18 protein-coding genes are annotated in these 17,033 nt (G+C 72.9%); 4 read left to right on the top strand and 14 right to left on the bottom strand.

Annotated elements, in window-relative coordinates; all coding sequences use genetic code 11:
- On the bottom strand, window positions 1-472 hold a 472-nt coding region (locus IE312_RS36745; protein ID WP_189986659.1), incomplete at its 3' end, for a LysR family transcriptional regulator.
- A 70-nt stretch (window positions 473-542) separates the two neighbouring features.
- Between IE312_RS36745 and IE312_RS36740 the strand changes: the two genes are divergently transcribed.
- Window positions 543-1,700, top strand: a complete 1,158-nt coding sequence (locus tag IE312_RS36740) for a TDT family transporter (RefSeq protein WP_189986658.1) — start codon at window positions 543-545, stop codon at window positions 1,698-1,700.
- Here the strand turns inward: IE312_RS36740 and IE312_RS36735 are convergent.
- Both IE312_RS36735 and IE312_RS36730 read right to left on the bottom strand, forming a co-directional pair.
- Window positions 1,612-2,355: a helical backbone metal receptor gene (locus IE312_RS36735; RefSeq protein WP_189986657.1), complete on the bottom strand. Its 744-nt coding sequence runs from the start codon at window positions 2,353-2,355 to the stop codon at window positions 1,612-1,614. The two genes, IE312_RS36740 and IE312_RS36735, sit on opposite strands and share 89 nt — an antisense overlap.
- A 14-nt stretch (window positions 2,356-2,369) precedes the next feature.
- Window positions 2,370-2,942, bottom strand: coding sequence for a helix-turn-helix domain-containing protein (locus IE312_RS36730; RefSeq protein ID WP_189986656.1), 573 nt, complete (start codon window positions 2,940-2,942; stop codon window positions 2,370-2,372).
- Window positions 2,943-3,306: 364 nt separating this feature from the next.
- On the opposite strand from IE312_RS36730, the gene IE312_RS36725 reads away from it, so the two are divergent.
- Both IE312_RS36725 and IE312_RS36720 read left to right on the top strand, forming a co-directional pair.
- On the top strand, window positions 3,307-4,227 hold the full coding sequence (locus IE312_RS36725) for a 5'-3' exonuclease (RefSeq protein ID WP_189986655.1): 921 nt from the start codon (window positions 3,307-3,309) through the stop codon (window positions 4,225-4,227).
- Window positions 4,228-4,339: 112 nt separating this feature from the next.
- Complete coding sequence (locus tag IE312_RS36720; RefSeq protein ID WP_189986654.1) at window positions 4,340-5,188, top strand: siderophore-interacting protein; 849 nt, start codon at window positions 4,340-4,342, stop codon at window positions 5,186-5,188.
- Between the two features lie 82 nt (window positions 5,189-5,270).
- Here IE312_RS36720 and IE312_RS36715 read toward each other — a convergent pair whose 3' ends face one another.
- Entirely contained in the window at window positions 5,271-5,852 is a 582-nt protein-coding gene (locus IE312_RS36715) for a GNAT family N-acetyltransferase (RefSeq protein ID WP_189986653.1), read from the bottom strand.
- 88 nt (window positions 5,853-5,940) lie between these two features.
- Between IE312_RS36715 and IE312_RS36710 the strand changes: the two genes are divergently transcribed.
- Entirely contained in the window at window positions 5,941-6,885 is a 945-nt protein-coding gene (locus tag IE312_RS36710; protein ID WP_189986652.1) for an RluA family pseudouridine synthase, read from the top strand.
- Between the two features lie 30 nt (window positions 6,886-6,915).
- On the opposite strand, the gene IE312_RS36705 is transcribed toward IE312_RS36710, so the two are convergent.
- From IE312_RS36705 to IE312_RS36660, 10 genes are all read right to left on the bottom strand, one after another.
- Complete coding sequence (locus tag IE312_RS36705; protein ID WP_189986651.1) at window positions 6,916-8,418, bottom strand: cytochrome P450; 1,503 nt, start codon at window positions 8,416-8,418, stop codon at window positions 6,916-6,918.
- Between the two features lie 45 nt (window positions 8,419-8,463).
- Entirely contained in the window at window positions 8,464-9,084 is a 621-nt protein-coding gene (locus tag IE312_RS36700) for a GTP-binding protein (protein ID WP_189986650.1), read from the bottom strand.
- Window positions 9,065-9,496 carry a DUF742 domain-containing protein gene (locus IE312_RS36695; protein WP_189986649.1) on the bottom strand — a complete coding sequence of 144 codons (432 nt, stop codon included), beginning with the start codon at window positions 9,494-9,496 and terminating at the stop codon, window positions 9,065-9,067. The genes IE312_RS36700 and IE312_RS36695 overlap by 20 nt, the downstream gene beginning before the upstream one ends.
- A complete protein-coding gene (locus tag IE312_RS36690; RefSeq protein ID WP_189986648.1) occupies window positions 9,493-9,897 on the bottom strand; it encodes a roadblock/LC7 domain-containing protein in 405 nt (134 codons plus the stop codon). Before IE312_RS36690 ends, IE312_RS36695 begins: the two co-directional genes overlap by 4 nt.
- Window positions 9,894-11,582, bottom strand: coding sequence for a sensor histidine kinase (locus tag IE312_RS36685; protein WP_229900883.1), 1,689 nt, complete (start codon window positions 11,580-11,582; stop codon window positions 9,894-9,896). The genes IE312_RS36690 and IE312_RS36685 overlap by 4 nt, the downstream gene beginning before the upstream one ends.
- A 352-nt stretch (window positions 11,583-11,934) precedes the next feature.
- Entirely contained in the window at window positions 11,935-14,787 is a 2,853-nt protein-coding gene (locus IE312_RS36680; RefSeq protein WP_189986647.1) for a DEAD/DEAH box helicase, read from the bottom strand.
- Window positions 14,788-14,894: 107 nt separating this feature from the next.
- The gene (tatC, locus tag IE312_RS36675; RefSeq protein WP_189986646.1) at window positions 14,895-15,848 is read right to left on the bottom strand and encodes a twin-arginine translocase subunit TatC; all 954 of its coding nucleotides are present in this window, start codon (window positions 15,846-15,848) and stop codon (window positions 14,895-14,897) included.
- 46 nt (window positions 15,849-15,894) lie between these two features.
- Window positions 15,895-16,173: a Sec-independent protein translocase subunit TatA gene (tatA, locus tag IE312_RS36670; RefSeq protein WP_189986645.1), complete on the bottom strand. Its 279-nt coding sequence runs from the start codon at window positions 16,171-16,173 to the stop codon at window positions 15,895-15,897.
- A 261-nt stretch (window positions 16,174-16,434) separates the two neighbouring features.
- Window positions 16,435-16,629, bottom strand: coding sequence for a hypothetical protein (locus IE312_RS36665; RefSeq protein ID WP_189986644.1), 195 nt, complete (start codon window positions 16,627-16,629; stop codon window positions 16,435-16,437).
- Window positions 16,630-16,671: 42 nt separating this feature from the next.
- Window positions 16,672-16,932 (bottom strand): hypothetical protein, encoded by a 261-nt coding sequence (locus IE312_RS36660; protein ID WP_189986660.1) that lies wholly within the window; start codon window positions 16,930-16,932, stop codon window positions 16,672-16,674.
- Between the last annotated feature and the right edge of the window lie 101 nt (window positions 16,933-17,033).

Genomic DNA, 17,033 nt, shown 5'->3' with positions numbered 1-17,033 from the left:
CGCCGGCCAGCAGCAGTTCGGCGACCCTGGCGGAGTTGCCCGCGAGCAGCGAGACTGCCGTGTCGGGCCGCTCGGCGTGCAGGGCGAGCAGCCAGCCCGGCAGCAGGTACTCGGCGATGGTCATGCTCGCCGCGACCCTGAGCCGTGAGTCCCGCCGGTCCCTGAGTGCCTGCGCCCCCGCGTCGAAGGCCGCCGCGGCCTCCACCACCCGCCGGGCCCAGTCGGTGACCAGGGCGCCGGCGTCGGTGAGCCGGGAGCCGCGCGGCGAACGGTCGACGAGGGCGACCCCCAGCTGCCGTTCCATGGAGCGGATCCGGCTGCTGGCGGCGGGCTGGGTGATCCCGACCTCGCGGGCCGCCGCGCCGAGGCTGCCCAGCCGCGCCACCGCGAGCAGCAGTTCCAGCGCGCCCAGGTCCGGCACCCGGTGCGCCAGGGAAGCCGTCGCCCGTCGCTGTTCCTCTGCCTCGCTCATAAGACCAGCTTATGTCCTCATAGACGGGAAGTCCCTGGTCAGGGGCGACCGGTCGCGGGACCGTGAGGACATGGTCACCGCAGCCCAGTCCCCGCCCCTCCCCCGTGCCGGCCGGCTCCGGCACCTCGGCCCGAACTGGTACGCCTGTGTGATGGGCACTGCCGTCGTCGGCTCGGCCGGTGTCGCACTGCCCGGACCGGCGCAGGGCCCGCGCGGCGCCTTCGCGGCCGTCTGGGCGCTGTCCCTGCTCCTGCTGGTGACCTTGCTGGCCGCCCGGGCCGTGCACTGGAGCCGCCACCGCGACCAGGCCCGCGCCCACCTCTTCGACCCGGCCACGGCCCCCTTCTACGGCTGCCTGGCGATGGCCCTGCTGGCGGTCGGCGGCGGCGCCCTGACGGCCGGCCGGGGACTGATCGGCACACGCGTGGCCGTCGCCCTGGACGCGGTGCTGTTCACCACCGGTACGGCGGCCGGGCTCGGGGCCGCCGTGGCCGTGCCGTACCTGATGGCCGTACGGCACCGCGCCGAGGCCGCCCAGGCCACCCCGGTGTGGCTGCTGCCGCTGGTCGCGCCCATGGTGTCGGCCGCGCTCGGCCCGCTGCTGGTGCCGTACCTGCCGCCGGGGCAGCCCCGGGAGACCCTGCTGCTGGCGTGCTTCGCGCTGTTCGGGCTGAGCCTGCTGGCCGTGCTGCTGATGCTGCCGCTGGTCTTCGCCCGGCTGGTCACCACCGGACCGCTGCCGCTCGCGCTGACCCCGACCCTGTTCCTGGTCCTCGGCCCGCTCGGTCAGTCCACCACCGCCGTCGCGCTGATCGCGGACGCCGCCCCCGGGGTCGTACCGCCCCCGTACGACCGGGGTCTCGGCGTGTTCGCCGTGCTGTACGGGGTGCCGGTGATGGGGTTCGCGCTGCTCTGGCTGGGGCTGGCCACCGCGCACGTGGTGCGGGCCCGGCGCCGGGGCATGGGCTTCACGCTGTCCTGGTGGGCGTTCACCTTCCCGGTGGGCACCTGTGTCACCGGCGCGGCGGCCCTCGCCCGGCACACGGGCCTGGCGGTGTACGGCGCCCTGGCCGTCGGCCTGTACGGCGTCCTGGTGGCCGCCTGGCTCGCGGCGGCCCGGGGCACCGTGCGCGGGCTGCTCAGCGGCGAGCTGCTCGCAGCGCCCCGGCCAGCACCCGTGGTGCTTCCGTCAGGGACGGGCCGTACCACGTCAGGTGCCGTCCGCTGACCAGGGCGCAGGGCAGGCCGGGGAAGGCCTCGGGGCCGTCCTCGGCGGTGAACCGGTACGGCTCGTCGGGCAGCACCACCAGGTCCGGGCGCGCCGCCCGCAGTGCGTCCAGGGCGACGCGGGGGTAGCGCTCGGGGTGCGCGGCGTACACGTGGTCCACGCCCAGGCGGGCCAGGACGTCGCCCGCGAAGGTGTCGCGGCCGAGGACCATCCACGGCCGGCGCCAGACCGGTACGACCGCCGTCCGCCGCTCCGCCGTCCCGGGCGGCGCCGCCCAGGCGGCCTCGGCCGCGTCCAGCCAGCCGGGCCGGCCCGGCGCACCGCACGCGGTGAGCACCCGCTCCAGCTCGGTGAAGGCCTGCGGCACGCTGCGCACCTCGGTGACCAGCACCTCGACGCCCGCGGTGCGCAGGGCGTCGAGGTCGGGGGCGCGGTTCTCCTCCTCGTTGGCGATCACCAGGTCGGGGGCCAGGGCGAGGACGCGGTCGATACGGGGGTTCTTGGTGCCGCCGATCCGGGGCACCGTCAGGTCCGCCGGGTGGGTGCACCAGTCGGTGGCGCCGACGAGGGCGCCGGGCAGGGTGACCGCCACGGCCTCGGTGAGGGACGGGACCAGGGAGACGACCCGCGCCCGGGAGCCCGCGGTGACCCGCACCCGGTGCCGGGCCGTCAGCGGGACCTGTCCTGGACGGCCTCGATGTGCTCCGCCACCGCCACCACGATGATGCGGGTGTCCGGGACGGTGGCCCGCCACCGGTGCCGCACCCCGCCCGTCAGGTACAGGGTGTCGCCCCGGCCGAGCCGGTACGCGCGCCCCTCCGCCTCGATCTCCACCGCGCCGTCGGCGACGTACATCAGCTCGTCGTTGCGGTGCTGGAACTCGCGGCCGGCGTCGTGGTCGCCGGTGAACTCGGAGGCGTGCAGCTGGTGGTGGCCGCGCACCAGGGTGCGGGTGCGCGGGTCGAAGTCCCCCTCGGGGAGGTGTGCGGCGCGCACGACGTCCACGCTGGCGGCCGGGTCGGCGGCGGCGAGGAGTTCGACGGCCGTGGTTCTGAGCGCGTCGGCCAGCTTCTCCAGGGAGGTACGGCTCGGGCGGGCCCGGTCGTTCTCGACCTGGCTGAGGAAGGGCACCGAGAGGCCGCTGCGCTCGGCCACGACGGCGAGGGTCAGTTCCAGCGCACGGCGGCGCCGCCGGACGGCCGCGCCCACCCGCACGGGCTGCTGCTCTTTGTGGTCGCCCATCGCTCCGGCTCCCTCCCTCGCTCGTCGTGCCGCTGTCCGAGTGCCCGCTGCGGGGCACACCTCTTCCGATGACTTCTCTGCACCCTACGCATGTTCGGCAAACCGTTTCACGCGCCTGCCGCATCCCTGACCTCCCCGTGATCCCCACCCTGCCGGTTCGCGCCAGTGATCGGGGACCGGTGACCGGCCCGGGACCCGCTCACCCCCGGGGACGAACCCGCCGACCAGCAGGGCGGCACGCCCCAGCCCGGGCCAACGGTCCTGACGCAGGGTGATTGGCCTGAACCTTGCCGTGGTCGGAACGCCCCCGCGGGCGCCCCGCCGCGCACCGGGCGGTGTCGGTGGGGTGCGGCATGATGCCTGCGTGACCGGACGACTCATGCTTCTCGACACCGCCTCGCTGTACTTCCGCGCCTACTTCGGCGTCCCGGACTCCGTGAAGGCACCGGACGGCACGCCCGTCAACGCGGTGCGCGGACTGCTGGACTTCATCGACCGGCTGGTGAAGGACCACCGGCCGGAGCACCTGGTGGCCTGCATGGACGCGGACTGGCGCCCGCAGTGGCGGGTGGACCTCATCCCCACCTACAAGGCGCACCGGGTCGCCGAGGAGCACGAGGGCGCGCCGGACCAGGAGGAGGTGCCGGACACGCTCTCCCCGCAGGTGCCGGTGATCGAGGAGGTGCTGGACGCGGTCGGGATCGCGCGCGTCGGCGTCGCGGGGTACGAGGCGGACGACGTGATCGGCACCTTCACCGCGCGGGCCGGCGGCCCGGTCGACATCGTCACCGGCGACCGCGACCTGTACCAGCTGGTGGACGACGAGCGGGGGATCCGGGTGCTGTACCCGCTGAAGGGCGTCGGCACGCTGCAGCTGACCGACGAGGCGGTGCTGCGCGAGAAGTACGGCGTCGACGGGCGCGGGTACGCGGACCTGGCGCTGCTGCGCGGCGACCCGAGCGACGGCCTGCCGGGCGTGGCCGGGATCGGCGAGAAGACGGCCGCCAAGCTGCTCGCCGAGTTCGGCGACCTGGCCGGGATCATGGCGGCGGTCGACGACCCGCGGGCCAAACTCACGCCGTCGCAGCGCAAGCGGCTCGCCGAGGCCCGGCCGTACCTCGCGGTGGCGCCCGAGGTGGTGCGGGTGGCCGACGACGTGCCGCTGCCGGACGTCGGAACGGCCCTGCCGCGGGTTCCGCGCGACCCGGCGGCGCTCGAGGCGCTGGCCGAACGGTGGGGCCTCGGCGGTTCCCTGCAACGGCTGTTGACGACGCTCGCGCGATGAGACCGAGCGGAATGTTTCGGTAAAGGGATCCACGCCGGTTGCGGGGAACACGTGAGGGAGAGGAGCGGGATGCTAACTTAGGTAAACCTAACCAACCTCGCAGGAGGCCGTGATGGCAGAGCGTCCGGGACGAAAGCCGCGCAAGCCCCGTACCGCACAGGTGATCCGCACCGAGCGGCTGACCCCGCACATGCAGCGGGTCGTGCTCGGCGGCGAGGGCCTGGCCGGCTTCGCCGCGGACACCTGCACCGACCACTACGTCAAGCTGCTGTTCGGTGCCGAGGGCGTCTCTTACCCGGAGCCGTTCGACCTGGAACGGATCCGGGCCGAATTCCCGCGCGAGCAGTGGCCGGTGACCCGCACGTACACCGTGCGCGCCTGGGACCCGGTCCGGCGCGAACTGACCCTGGACTTCGTGATCCACGGCGACGAGGGCCTGGCGGGCCCCTGGGCCGTCCGGGCGCGGCCCGGCGACACCGTGCGCTTCATGGGCCCCGGCGGCGCGTACACGCCCGACCCGGGGGCCGACTGGCACCTGCTCGCCGGCGACGAGAGCGCGCTGCCCGCGATCGCCCGCGCCCTGGAGACGCTGCCCGCCGGCGCCCGCGCGCACGCCTTCGTCGAGATCTCCGGCCCCGAGGAGGAGCAGGAGATCGACGCCGGGGTGCCGGTGGTCTGGCTGCACCGCGGGGACCGGCCGGTCGGCGAGGCGCTGGTCGAGGCCGTGCGCGGGCTGGACTTCCCCGACGGGCGGATGCACGCGTTCGTGCACGGCGAGGCGGGCTTCGTGAAGGAGCTGCGCCGGCTGCTGCGGGTCGAGCGGGGCGTTCCGCGCGAGGACCTGTCGATCTCCGGCTACTGGCGCCTGGGCCACAACGAGGACGGCTGGCAGGCCTCCAAGCGGGAGTGGAACGCGCGGATCGAGGCGGAGCAGGAGGGCGCGCCGGCGGTGGCGGCCTGAGCGGACGAGCGAGGCGGGCGGCACCCGGGCCGGGTGCCGCCCGCCCGTTTTCCGCCCGCCTGTTTCCCGGGGGCCGGCCGGTTCAGTCGCCGCGCAGACGCGCGTGCAGGTGCATGTCGTGCCAGCCGTCCGGGTGGTTCAGGGCGCTGCGCTTGGTGCCCTCCAGGGCGAACCCGGCCTTGCCGGCGACCCGGCAGGACGCCTGGTTGGCGGTGGCGTGCATGAGCTCCAGGCGGTGCAGGCCCAGCTCCTCGAAGGACCAGTGGGACAGGGCCGTCGTGGCGCGCACGGCGACACCGCGGCCCCGCGCCCGGGCCACCGTCCAGTACGCCACCTCGGCGACGCCGTCCCCGAGCAGGATCTCGCGCAGCGCCACCCGGCCCAGCAGTTCGTGCGCGGCCTCGTCCACCACGGCCCACTGGGCCTCGCGCTCCTCGGCCCATCCCTGGTGCCATCGCGCGATCCAGCCGGCCGCCTCCTCCTCGGAGTCACAGGACCTTATGTGCCACTGCTGCAGGACCGGGTCCTGGAAGGCGGCGTGCACCGCGGGCGCGTCCTCGGCCCGCCACGGGCGCAGGACCAGGCCGCCGCCGGCCGGGAGGGTGGGCTGGGGGGCACGGGCCAGGGCGCCGGGTGCCACGACGGGACGGGTGAGATGGGGCATGGCCGACATCCTGCCGACTCGGCGGCCGCGGGCGCACCCGATTTCGGCCCCCCGTACCGGTGACCGCGCCCCCGTACCCTTGACCCCGATGAGACGCCGTACGCCGCCCCCGCCCGCCCCGCTCCCCCAGCGCCGCGGGGTCGACCCCGTACGGGTGCGGCTGCCCGCGGGCGGGACCTGGGCCACCGCGCGGGAGTACCTGGTGGAGCGGCTGACGGGGGCCGGGCCCGGGACGATCGAGTCGATGTTCGCCGCGGGGCTGGTGGTCGGCGCCGACGGGCGGGCCCTGTCCCCGGACGCGCCGTACCGGCCGGGGACGTACGTCTGGTTCCACCGCGAGCTGCCCGCCGAGGTGCCGGTGCCGTTCCCGGTGGAGGTGGTGTACCGGGACGACCACATCGTGGTGGCCGACAAGCCGCACTTCCTGGCCACGACCCCGCGCGGCACGCACGTCGCCGAGACCGCGCTGGCCCGGCTCCGGCACGAGCTGGGCATCCCCGCGCTGACGGCGGCCCACCGCCTGGACCGGCTCACCGCCGGACTGGTGCTGTTCACGGTACGGCCCGAGGAGCGCGGCGCGTACCAGACGCTGTTCCGGGACCGGCGGGTGCGCAAGGTGTACGAGGCCGTGGCACCGTACGACCCCGCGCTCGCCCTGCCCCGGACCGTGCGCAGCCGGATCGTCAAGGAGCGCGGGGTGCAGGCCGCCCGGGAGGTCCCGGGCGAGCCGAACGCGGAGACCCGGGTGGAACGGGCCGGCCACCGCGCCGGCCTCGGCCGCTACCGGCTCCTGCCCGCCACCGGCCAGACCCACCAGCTGAGGGTGCACCTGAACGCCCTGGGCATCCCCATCCTCGGCGACCCGCTCTACCCCGAGGTGACCGCTCCCGAACCCCCGGGCGCCTTCCGCCGCCCCCTGCAACTGCTGGCCCGGACACTGGAGTTCACCGACCCGGTCACGGGCACGGAGCACGCCTTCACCAGCGCCCGCGAACTGCACGCCTGGACGTCGTACGAGAGCTGGGCCGCCTGAGGCGGTGTCCTCCGCTCGCGGGGACGGGGCTCACTCGCCGCGCCACCAGGCCAGCAGGCGCTGCCAGAGGCCCCGGGGACGGGCGGCCGGCGGGGCCGGCGGAGGGGGCGGGGGCGCGGCGGGGGTGGGGGCGGCGCCGACGGCGGCCGGCCGTGCGTCGGGGGCCGGTGCCGGGTCGGTGCTCAGGGCGCCGACCTGCCAGGCGGAACGCTGCTGCGGGACGGGCACGGCCTGCGGCGGCAGGTCGACGTCCTGCTGCGGCTTCGGTTCGAACCGCACCGGCAGGGCCACCAGGTGCCGGGAGGCGATGGACGACCGCCAGCGCAGGTCCTCCTCGGGGCAGTCGAGCTGGATGTCCGACAGCCGGGTCAGCAGCGCGTCGACACCGACGTCCGCGATGGCGCGGCCGATGTCCTGGCCGGGGCACTCGTGCGGCCCCCCGCCGAACGCGAGGTGCGCCCGGTTGCCCTGCATGCTCGCGGACAGGTCGGGCCGCACCCGCGGGTCGACGTTGCCCGGGGCGGGCGCGAAGAGCAGCCCGTCGCCCTTGCGGATCTGCTGTCCGCCCAGCTCGGTGTCCTGCTTGGCGTAGTAGCCGAGGACCGTGCTGAACGGCGGCTCGTCCCACAGGGACTGCTCGATCGCCTCCGGCACCGTCATCTGCCCGCCGTTGAGCTGGGCGCGGAACCCCGGCTCGGTCAGGACCATGCGCAGCGCGTTGGCGAGGAGGTTGGCCGTGGCCTCGTAGGCCGCGAAGAGGACGACCCGCAGGTGCTCGCGGACCTCGTCGTCGGTGAGGCCGGCCGGGTGGGTGATGAGGTGGCTGGTGAAGTCGTCCTCGGGCTCGGCGCGCCGCCGGGTGGTGAGCCGGCTGAGCGCGTCCATGACGTAGGCGTGGCTCTGGATGGCGGTCTCGGTGCCCTTCAGGGCGTCCCGGGCGGCCTGCACCATCCGGTCGTTGTACTCCTCGGCCATGCCGAGGATCTCGCACATCACGGCCATCGGCAGATGCTCGGCGAACTGGGAGACCAGTTCGGCCCGCCCCCGCCCGCAGAAGCCGTTGACCAGGATCTGGGTGTAGCGGCCGATGTGGCGGCGCACGCTGCGGTGGTCGATGGTCTCCATGGCCGCCGTGACGGCGCCGCGCAGCCGCTTGTGCTCCTCGCCCTCGGCGTGCGAGCAGATGGGCTGCCAGGCGATGTGCGGCATCAGGGGGTGGTCGGGCTTGACCCTGCCCTCGAGCAGCGGGGTCCAGATCCGGCTGTCGCGGGTGAACTGGGAGGCCTGGCGCACCATCTGCAGGTTCTCGGCGTGGCCGAGGACCACCCACATGGGCACGTCGTCGTGGAGGAGCACGGGCGCCACGGGGCCGTGCTCCTCGCGCAGGCGCTCGTACAGCTCGCCGAGGTCCTCCGCTTCGGGGCCGTAGAGCCGGCGCGGCCCCCCGGCGACGAGTCCGTGCGCGGGGCAGCCCGGCGGCGGACCGGGGAGGGTGTCGTGGGTGCCGGCCGGGGAAGGCGGTTCATGCGTCACAATGGTCGCTTTCGGAACATGAGGGGCAGGGGTCGGGGGCCGCCGTCAGATGAGGGCGCCGGACATGGCGAGCGAGTGCAGGAAGCCCATCAGGGTCAGCAGCACGTCCTTGCTGGAGGCCCGGCGGCGCACGTCGCAGTCGATGATCGGGATGTCCGGGCCCAGGTCGAGCGCGGTGCGCAGTTCCTCGACGGGGTAACGGGGTGCGTCCGGGAAGGAGTTGACGGCGACGACGAAGGGCACACCGCCCTCCTCCAGCCGTCCCATGACGTCGAAGCTGACCTCCAGGCGCCGGGTGTCGACCAGCACGACCGCGCCCAGCGCGCCTTCGAACAGGCCGTTCCACAGGAACCAGAAGCGCTCCTGGCCGGGTGTGCCGAAGAGGTAGAGCACCAGTTTCTCGGTGATGCTGATGCGGCCGAAGTCCATGGCCACAGTGGTGGCCGTCTTGGAGTCGGAACCGTAGTCGTCGTCGACCCCGATGCCGGCCTGGGTCATGGTCTCCTCGGTGGTCAGCGGTCTGATCTCGCTGACCGAACCGACCATGGTGGTCTTGCCGACGCCGAAGCCGCCCACGATCACGATCTTCACCGCGGCCTGCGCCGTGTGCGGCAGCTGGTCCTCGGTGCGCGGGCCGGGGAGGGTGTCAGAGCCTTTGAAGTCCATGCATCACCGCTTCGAGAAGTGATCGGTCGGGGACGGCCTGGCGGACGATGGGGGCGCGCGCGTGCACCAGTTCGTCCGTGATCAGCTCGGTGAGCAGGACGGTCATCGTGCTGAACGGAAGTCCGAGATAGGCCGAGAGTTCCGCCACGGACAGCGGGGCGCGGCAGAGGCGGAGCACTGCCGACTGCTCCGGTGTGGCGGAGACCGGTGGCGCGGTACGCGCCACGATCAGCGTCACCAGATCGAGTTCGGCGCGGGCACCGTCGGACCCGGCGACGGAGTACAGCCGTTCCGGGTTCGGGCGCGGCCTCCGGCCGTCCGCCGCCGTCGGCTGCGCGGGCTGCGGCGGCCGGGGGGCCGGTTCCGGGACCAGGGGCTGCGGCCGGCGCCGCGTGCGTCGCGGAGGGGTCATACGGTCTGCCCGTCGCGCCGGGGCGGACTGGTGAGGTGGGCGCCGATCCGGACGACGAGGTCACGCATCATGCCGCTCATCCGCCCCGGTTCGCACGTCACGTCGGAGAGCACGGCGAGGAAGGCGCCGGGGCCGGCGTTCATGAGGTAGAAGTAGCCGCCGTCGATCTCGAAGACGACGGTCTTCATGTCGCCGGCCCCGGGCAGCTCCTGGACGATGGCGCCGGCCAGGCTCTGTACGCCCGCGCAGGCGGCGGCCACCCGGTCGGCCGCGTCGGGGTCGCCGCCGTAGCGGGCGATGCGCAGTCCGTCGGCGGAGAGGACCACGATCATCTCGATGCCCGGTACGCCGTCGTTCAGCTGCTTGAGCATCCAGTCCAGGTTGCCTCGCTGCTGGATCACTTGAGGTCCCCCTCGTCGTCGGCCTCGGCGGCGCCCGCGGTGGCACCCTCGGCGTAGTCGGCCGAATCGTTAAGCAGATGCAGGTACTTGGTGGGGTGGAGCGTGAAGTCGGTCAGTTCGTGGGTGGGGGTGTCCGGTGGCATGCCCTGGCGCAGGCCGTTCCAGAAGTCCTCCATCCACAGGCCCGGCGGGCGTTCCATGAGCTTCTTGCGCTCGGGGTCGATCTCGGGCTCGGGTTCGGGCTCCGGCTCGCGCTGCGACCAGATCGTCGGCCGGCCCTCGCGTTCGGCGCGTTCGATGGCGGCCTGTTCGGCGTACCGCTGGGTCAGCGAGGTCTTCACCCGGCTGCGGCGCTGCGGCAGACCGCCCGCCGTCCACTCGGTGACCTCGGGGACGTCGTCCTCCAGGGAGATCCCGGCGGGGATCTTGGGGCTGGTGGGGCGGCGCTTCTTGGCCGGGCGCTTGGGGCCCTCGACGGCGTCCGCCGTCGGGATCTGGGCCGCGGCGGCACCGATGCCGTGGGCCTGCACGGCGCCGACGCCGGGCTCGGTGGTCGTCATCACGCGCGGGACCACGAGGATCGCGCGGACCCCGCCGTAGGCGGAGGAGCGCAGCGAGACCTCCATGTCGAACCGCTTGCAGAGGCGGCCGACGACGGCGAGGCCGAGGCGCGGGTTCTCGCCGAGGTTGTGCGCGTCCTCGCCGTTCTTGGCGTCCTCGATCATCCGCTCGATACGGGCGCGGGACTCCTCGCTGAGGCTGACCCCGCAGTCCTCGATCTCGATGACGATGCCCGACTGCACCTCGACCGCGGTGACGTGCACCTTGGTGGTGGGCGGCGAGTAGCGGGTGGCGTTGTCGAGGAGTTCGGCGGCGGCGTGGATGACCGGCTCGACCGAGGTGCCCTTGATGTTGATGTTGACGATGGAGGCGAGGTTGATGCGGCGGTACTCCAGGATGCGCGACATGGCACCGCGCAGCACGCTGTACAGGGAGACCGGCTGGGGCCACTGGCGGCCGGGCCGCCCGCCGCCGAGGACGGAGATGGTGTCGGCGAGCCGTCCGATCAGCGAGGTGCCGTGGTCGATGCGCAGCAGGTCGTCGAAGACCTCGGGGTTGCGGCCGTGGTCCTCCTCCATCTCGCGCAGTTCCTCGGCCTGCTGGTGGACGATGGCCTGGACGCGCCGGGCGACGCTCACGAAGGAGCGCTCCGTGGCGTCGCGCATCGAGATCTCCTGGTCGGCACCGCGCAGCGCCATGCGGATCAGTTCGCGGTAGCCGTCGGGGAGGGAGCGCAGGTAGGGGTCCGCGTCGAAGACGTCGCGCACCACGTTGCGCAGCACCGCGCCGCGGCGCAGCCGGTAGAAGCCGTTGGGGAGCACCTCGGTGGCGAAGCGCGCCATCAGCTCGTTGTGTGCGGCGATCCGCTGCTCCAGCTGCGCCACATGGCGGGCGTGTTCGGCCTGTGCCTCGCGGAGCCGTCGGCCGCGGCGGGCGGCCTCCCCGGCCGTACCGAGGACCATCAGCACGGCCAGCGCTCCGCACACGCCGACGGCGAACCGGGCCGGCGGCGGTACGAGGGCGACGGCGGCGCCTGCCGCCGCGGCCATGACTATGGCCGGCGGCAGGAGTACCCGCGCATAGGGGCGTTCGCGGCGACCGGGAGGCTTCTGCACACTCACCATGGATGCCTTCTGAGAAGAATCGGCTGGGTGTCGGGGGAGTTCGCGGGGGGAAGGTACAAGAAGGATCGGGACGTACGGCACGTTTGGGAACAGGCGCACGAATTGGCTCAACTCGGTGCGCCGCGGGCGAGCTTAGTCCGACCGGATCAACGCCGTGTCATATTCGGCAAGCACCTGAAATCGCCCCCGCAGGAGGAGTAACCTCAACTCCTTTTGCACGCAGGGCTGTTGTTCGAACGCATTCCGTAACGACCCTCGGGTGTACGGAAGTCGGTCACCGCGGAGAGTGAAACGGCGACCGGGGCCGCATCTCAGCGGCCCCGGTCGCCGTTCCGGGACGAGGACGTACGGGTCAGCCGACCGACGAGTAGGCGACCACACCCCGCAGCAACTGGTCGACGGCCTTGCGCGCGGCCTTCCCCACGGTCGAACCTTCCCCGGGAGCCGCCGCGGCGATCTGCCCCAGCACGTCGATGACCTGCTTGCACCACCGGACGAAGTCACCGGCGGGCATCTCCGCCTCCCGCAGCACCTCGTCGAGCCCCTTGCCGGACGCCCACATGTACGCGGACCAGGCGAACCCCAGGTCCGGCTCCCGCTGCCCGACGCCCTCGGTCTGGCTGATCCGGAAGTCCTCCTCCAGCCCGTCGAGCCGGCCCCAAATCCGGACCATCTCACCGAGCGCGGCCTTGGCCTGCCCGGAGGGCAGCTTCGGCGCCATGGCGTCGTCACCCACCCGCGCCTCGTACACCAGCGCCGAGACGCAGGCGGCGAGCTCGGCAGGGGCCAGGCCCTCCCAGACCCGCTCGCGCAGGCACTCGCTGGCCAGCAGGTCCAGCTCGCCGTACAGCCGCGCAAGCCGCTTGCCGTGCTCGGTGACCTCGTCACCACGCAGGTAGTCCAGCTCGGTCAGCAGGGCCACGATCCGGTCGAAGGTCCGCGCGATGGTGTTGGTACGGCCCTCGATGCGCCGCTCCAGCTGCGAGGTGTCGCGCAGCAGCCGGTGGTAGCGCTCGGCCCAGCGGGCGTGGTCCTCGCGGTCGTCGCACCCGTGGCACGGGTGCGCGCGGATCGCCGTCCGCAGCCGCGCGATCTCGCGGTCGTCGGCGGCCTGCGACCGCTTCCTGCGCGCCCGCTCCGGCGGGATGTGCCCGGCCTTGGCGCGCAGCGCCGAGGCGAGGTCCCGGCGGGACTGCGGCGAGCGCGGGTTGAAGGTCTTCGGGATGCGCATCCGGTCCAGCGGCTCCACCGGCACCGGGAAGTCCATCGACGCCAGCCGCTTGACCTGCCGCTCGGCGGTGAGCACCAACGGGCGCGGGCCGTCATGGTGCTCGAAACCGCGGTGGCCGCCCGCGCGGCCGGCGGGCAGACCCGGGTCCAGCACCAGGGCGAGGCCCGCGTACTTGCCCGTGGGCACATGGATGACGTCGCCCGGCTTGAGCTTCTCCAGGGCGACGGCGGCCTCGGCGCGGCGCTCGACGGCGCCCTGCCGGGCCAGTTCGGTCTCCCGGTCCTTCAGCTCCCGGCGCAGCCGCGCGTACTCCTCGAAGTCCCCGAGGTGGCAGGTCATGGAGGCCTTGTAGCCCTCCAGGCCCTCCTCGTTGCGCTGCACCTGGCGGGAGATCCCGACGACCGACTTGTCGGCCTGGAACTGCGCGAAGGACGTCTCCAGCAGCTCGCGCGAGCGGTGCCGGCCGAACTGCTCGACCAGGTTGACCGCCATGTTGTACGACGGCTTGAAGCTGGAGCGCAGCGGGTACGTACGGGTGCCCGCGAGCCCGGCGAGGTGCTCAGGGCTCATGCCGCGCTGCCACAGCACCACGGCGTGGCCCTCGACGTCGATGCCGCGGCGGCCGGCCCGGCCGGTCAGCTGGGTGTACTCGCCGGGGGTGATGTCGGCGTGCTGCTCGCCGTTCCACTTGACGAGCTTTTCGAGCACCACCGAGCGGGCGGGCATGTTGATGCCGAGCGCAAGGGTCTCGGTGGCGAACACGGCCTTGACCAGACCGCGGACGAACAGCTCCTCCACGACCTCCTTGAAGGTCGGCAGCATGCCCGCGTGGTGGGCGGCGATCCCGCGCTCCAGGCCCTCCAGCCACTCGTAGTAGCCGAGGACGTGCAGGTCCTCGGTCGGGATGGAGGCGGTGCGCTCCTCGACCAGGGCGCGCACCTGTTCCCGCGCCTCCTCGTCGTTGAGCCTGAGGCCCGCGTACAGGCACTGCTGCACGGCGGCCTCGCAGGCGGCACGGCTGAAGATGAACGTGATGGCCGGGAGCAGGCCCTCGGAGTCGAGCCGTTCGATGACCTCCGGCCGGCCCGGGGTCCACACGCGCGAGCGCTGTCTGCGCTCCCGCTCCCGGTCGGCCTCGCGCATCGACCGGCCGCGCCTGCGGTCCTGGTACGACGGCCGGGTGGCCTCCATCCGGGCGAGGCGGGCCAGGTCGGGGTTGACGGCCTTCTTGTGGCCCTCGCCCTCCTCGAACAGGTCGTACATCCGGCGCCCGGCGAGGACGTGCTGGAACAGCGGCACGGGCCGGTGCTCGGAGACGATCACCTCGGTGTCACCGCGGACGGTGTCCAGCCAGTCACCGAACTCCTCCGCGTTGGACACGGTCGCGGAGAGCGAGACCAGCGTCACGGACTCGGGCAGGTGGATGATCACCTCCTCCCAGACGGCACCGCGGAAGCGGTCGGAGAGGTAGTGCACCTCGTCCATGACCACGTAGCCGAGGCCGAGCAGGGTCTGCGAGCCGGCGTAGAGCATGTTCCGCAGCACCTCGGTGGTCATCACGACCACCGGGGCGTCGGAGTTCACGCTGTTGTCGCCGGTGAGCAGGCCTACCTTGGCCGTGCCGTAGCGCCGGCACAGGTCGGCGTACTTCTGGTTCGACAGCGCCTTGATGGGTGTCGTGTAGAAGCACTTCTTGCCCTGCTGCAGGGCGAGGTGGACGGCGAACTCGCCCACGATCGTCTTGCCCGAGCCGGTGGGGGCGGCCACCAGTACGCCCTTCCCCGCTTCGAGGGCCTGGCAGGCCTCGATCTGGAAGGGGTCGAGGCCGAAGTCGTACATCTCGCGGAAGGAGGCGAGGGCGGTGGCCTGCTCGGCTGCCCGCCTGCGGGCTGCCGCGTACCGCTCGGCCGGTGAGAGATCCTCTGTCATCGTACTTTCGAGCGTACCGGGCGCCGCTGACAACAGGACGATCATTATCCGGATCCCCGGCCCGCCGGGAGACGACGGGGCGCCGGAGGACGACGGATGCCCCCGTCCCTGGGGGGCGGGGGCATCGTGCGGCGGAGCGGGGACCGGTCGGGTCAGGTCACGTCGTCGTAGCCGTTGATCCGGTCGTTGTGCGCCTGCTCGGGCAGCGCGTGGCTGACCGGGACGGGCTCGGTCGCGCCGATGTCCTCGGGCGTGAGGTCCAGCTCGGAGGCCTCGTCGTCGGCGGGGCCCGCGGCGGCGCGGCGGCGCCTGCGGCGGTCGTTGAGCAGCGAGAAGCAGCACGCGCCGAAGTACAGCACCCAGATCGGCCCGGCGAGCGCCAGCATCGACAGCGGGTCGGTGCTCGGCGTGGCCACGGCCGCGAAGATCGTGATGCCCAGGATCATGCCCCGCCACCAGCCGGTCATCCGCTTGCCGGTCAGCACCCCGGTGAGGTTGAGCATGATCAGCAGCAGCGGCAGCTCGAAGGACAGACCGAAGACGATCACCATGCGGGTGACCAGCTGGAGCAGGTCGTCGAGCGGCAGCAGGTTGGCGATCCGGCCGTCGGGGGTGAAGCCGAGCAGCACCTTCGCGGTGGTCGGCAGCACCTTGTACGCGAAGAAGGCACCGGCGAAGAACAGGGGGGCGCCGGTGAAGACGAAGGCGTACGCGTACTTCTTCTCGTGCCGGTGCAGGCCCGGGGCCACGAAGGCCCACAGCTGGTAGAGCCAGATCGGCGACGCGAACACGACACCGGCCATCAGCGACACCTGCAGCGCCAGCGTGAAGGGGGCGAGCAGGCCGTTGATCGTGATCTGCGCACACGGCTGCGTCTTGGCAGTCGAGTGGGCCAGTTCCGCGAAGCTCTTCCCGCAACCGACCGAGTCGAGGATCGGCTGGGTCAGGAAGTTGATGATGTCGTTGTAGAAGAAGGCGGCGACCACCGTCACGACGACGACGGCCAGCATCGCCTTCGCGAGCCGGTTGCGGAGCTCACGAAGGTGATCCGCGAGGGGCATCCGCCCCTCTGGATCCTTCTCCTTGTCGCGGGCAGGCTTGAGCAACCCACATCCTCATCTCGTGCGGCAGGCCGGGGCTTCCGGCCGTGCGTCAGCGCTGGGTGGTGTCCGTCGGCTCGTTGACCGGCCGCGAGCTGGCCACGTCGCCGGGGGCCGCCTGGATGGTGCGCTGGGCCGGAGGCTGCTCGCCCGGGGCGGGCGCCTGGGCGGAGGTGCTGCCGTCTTCCTTCATCGCCTTGGCCTCGCTCTTGAGGATGCGCGCGGACTTGCCGAGCGAGCGGGCCATGTCCGGAAGCTTCTTCGCGCCGAACAGCAGGATGATGACGACGAGGATGAGAATGATCTCGGGAGCTCCGAGCCTTCCGAACATAAGTCTTTACCTTCTCACCGAGGCGGCTGGGTGGGGGTGCTGTCCGGCCAGTCGGACATGTGTCCGATGGTCGCGCTGGCAGCGATCGTAACGCTCGGGGGTAAACGTGAGGCAATCCCCGTGCTTACTCCCGGTTCACGGTACGGGCCTCGTTCTCCGCACCACGACCAGCAGCGTACCTTTCCCTTAGGGCAGCATGACAGGGCGAAGTGACGCAAAGCGCTTGCCCCCACCGGACACGCGGGTACCGCCCGCCGCCGCTCACAGCGCGTCCGCGGCGCGGGCCGTGCTCACCGCCGCCCGCTCCAGATCCTCGGCGGCCCGGTTGATACGGCGCGCGGAGTCCGCCACCTGCTCACCGAGGCGCCGTGCCTCCAGGAAGACCCGCACGGCGAGCACCCCCAGGACGGCGAGCCCCAGGAACCCCATGGCTACCGCGAACATCGGCCAGAACATGACGTCGAGACTAGACCGTCCGCCGGCCCGGGACGCGACCGGCTACACCGTGGAGTGCAGCCGCAGGGTCCGCACCCCGCCTCCGGTGAGCAGTTCGACGATCCGCTCCCCGGCGGGCTTGCGGACGGCGGAGCCGCACTCGGGGCAGGTGAAGGAGTAGAACGTCGTGCGGCTGCTGGCGCCGATGGCGAGGCGCAGGGCGCCCGCGCCGAGTTCGAAGCGGCCGCGGCAGTCGGGGCAGCCGGCTCTGAACACCACCGGGACCGCCGTCCGCATCCCGGCGAAGGCGGTCGCCACCGTCATCTCCTGCGGACGCTCGCTCACAGGCCTCGCTCCTCTTCTCAGGTCCGCCCGGCGCGGTCACCTTCTCCGGTCCGCCGGGCCCGGTCGCTTTCTCCGGTCCG

The sequence above is a fragment of the Streptomyces capoamus genome, from assembly GCF_014654935.1.
Classification (GTDB): Bacteria; Actinomycetota; Actinomycetes; order Streptomycetales; family Streptomycetaceae; genus Streptomyces; species Streptomyces capoamus.
Note: the sequence above shows the minus strand (reverse complement) of the source record. Positions and strands in the feature narration are given on the sequence as shown.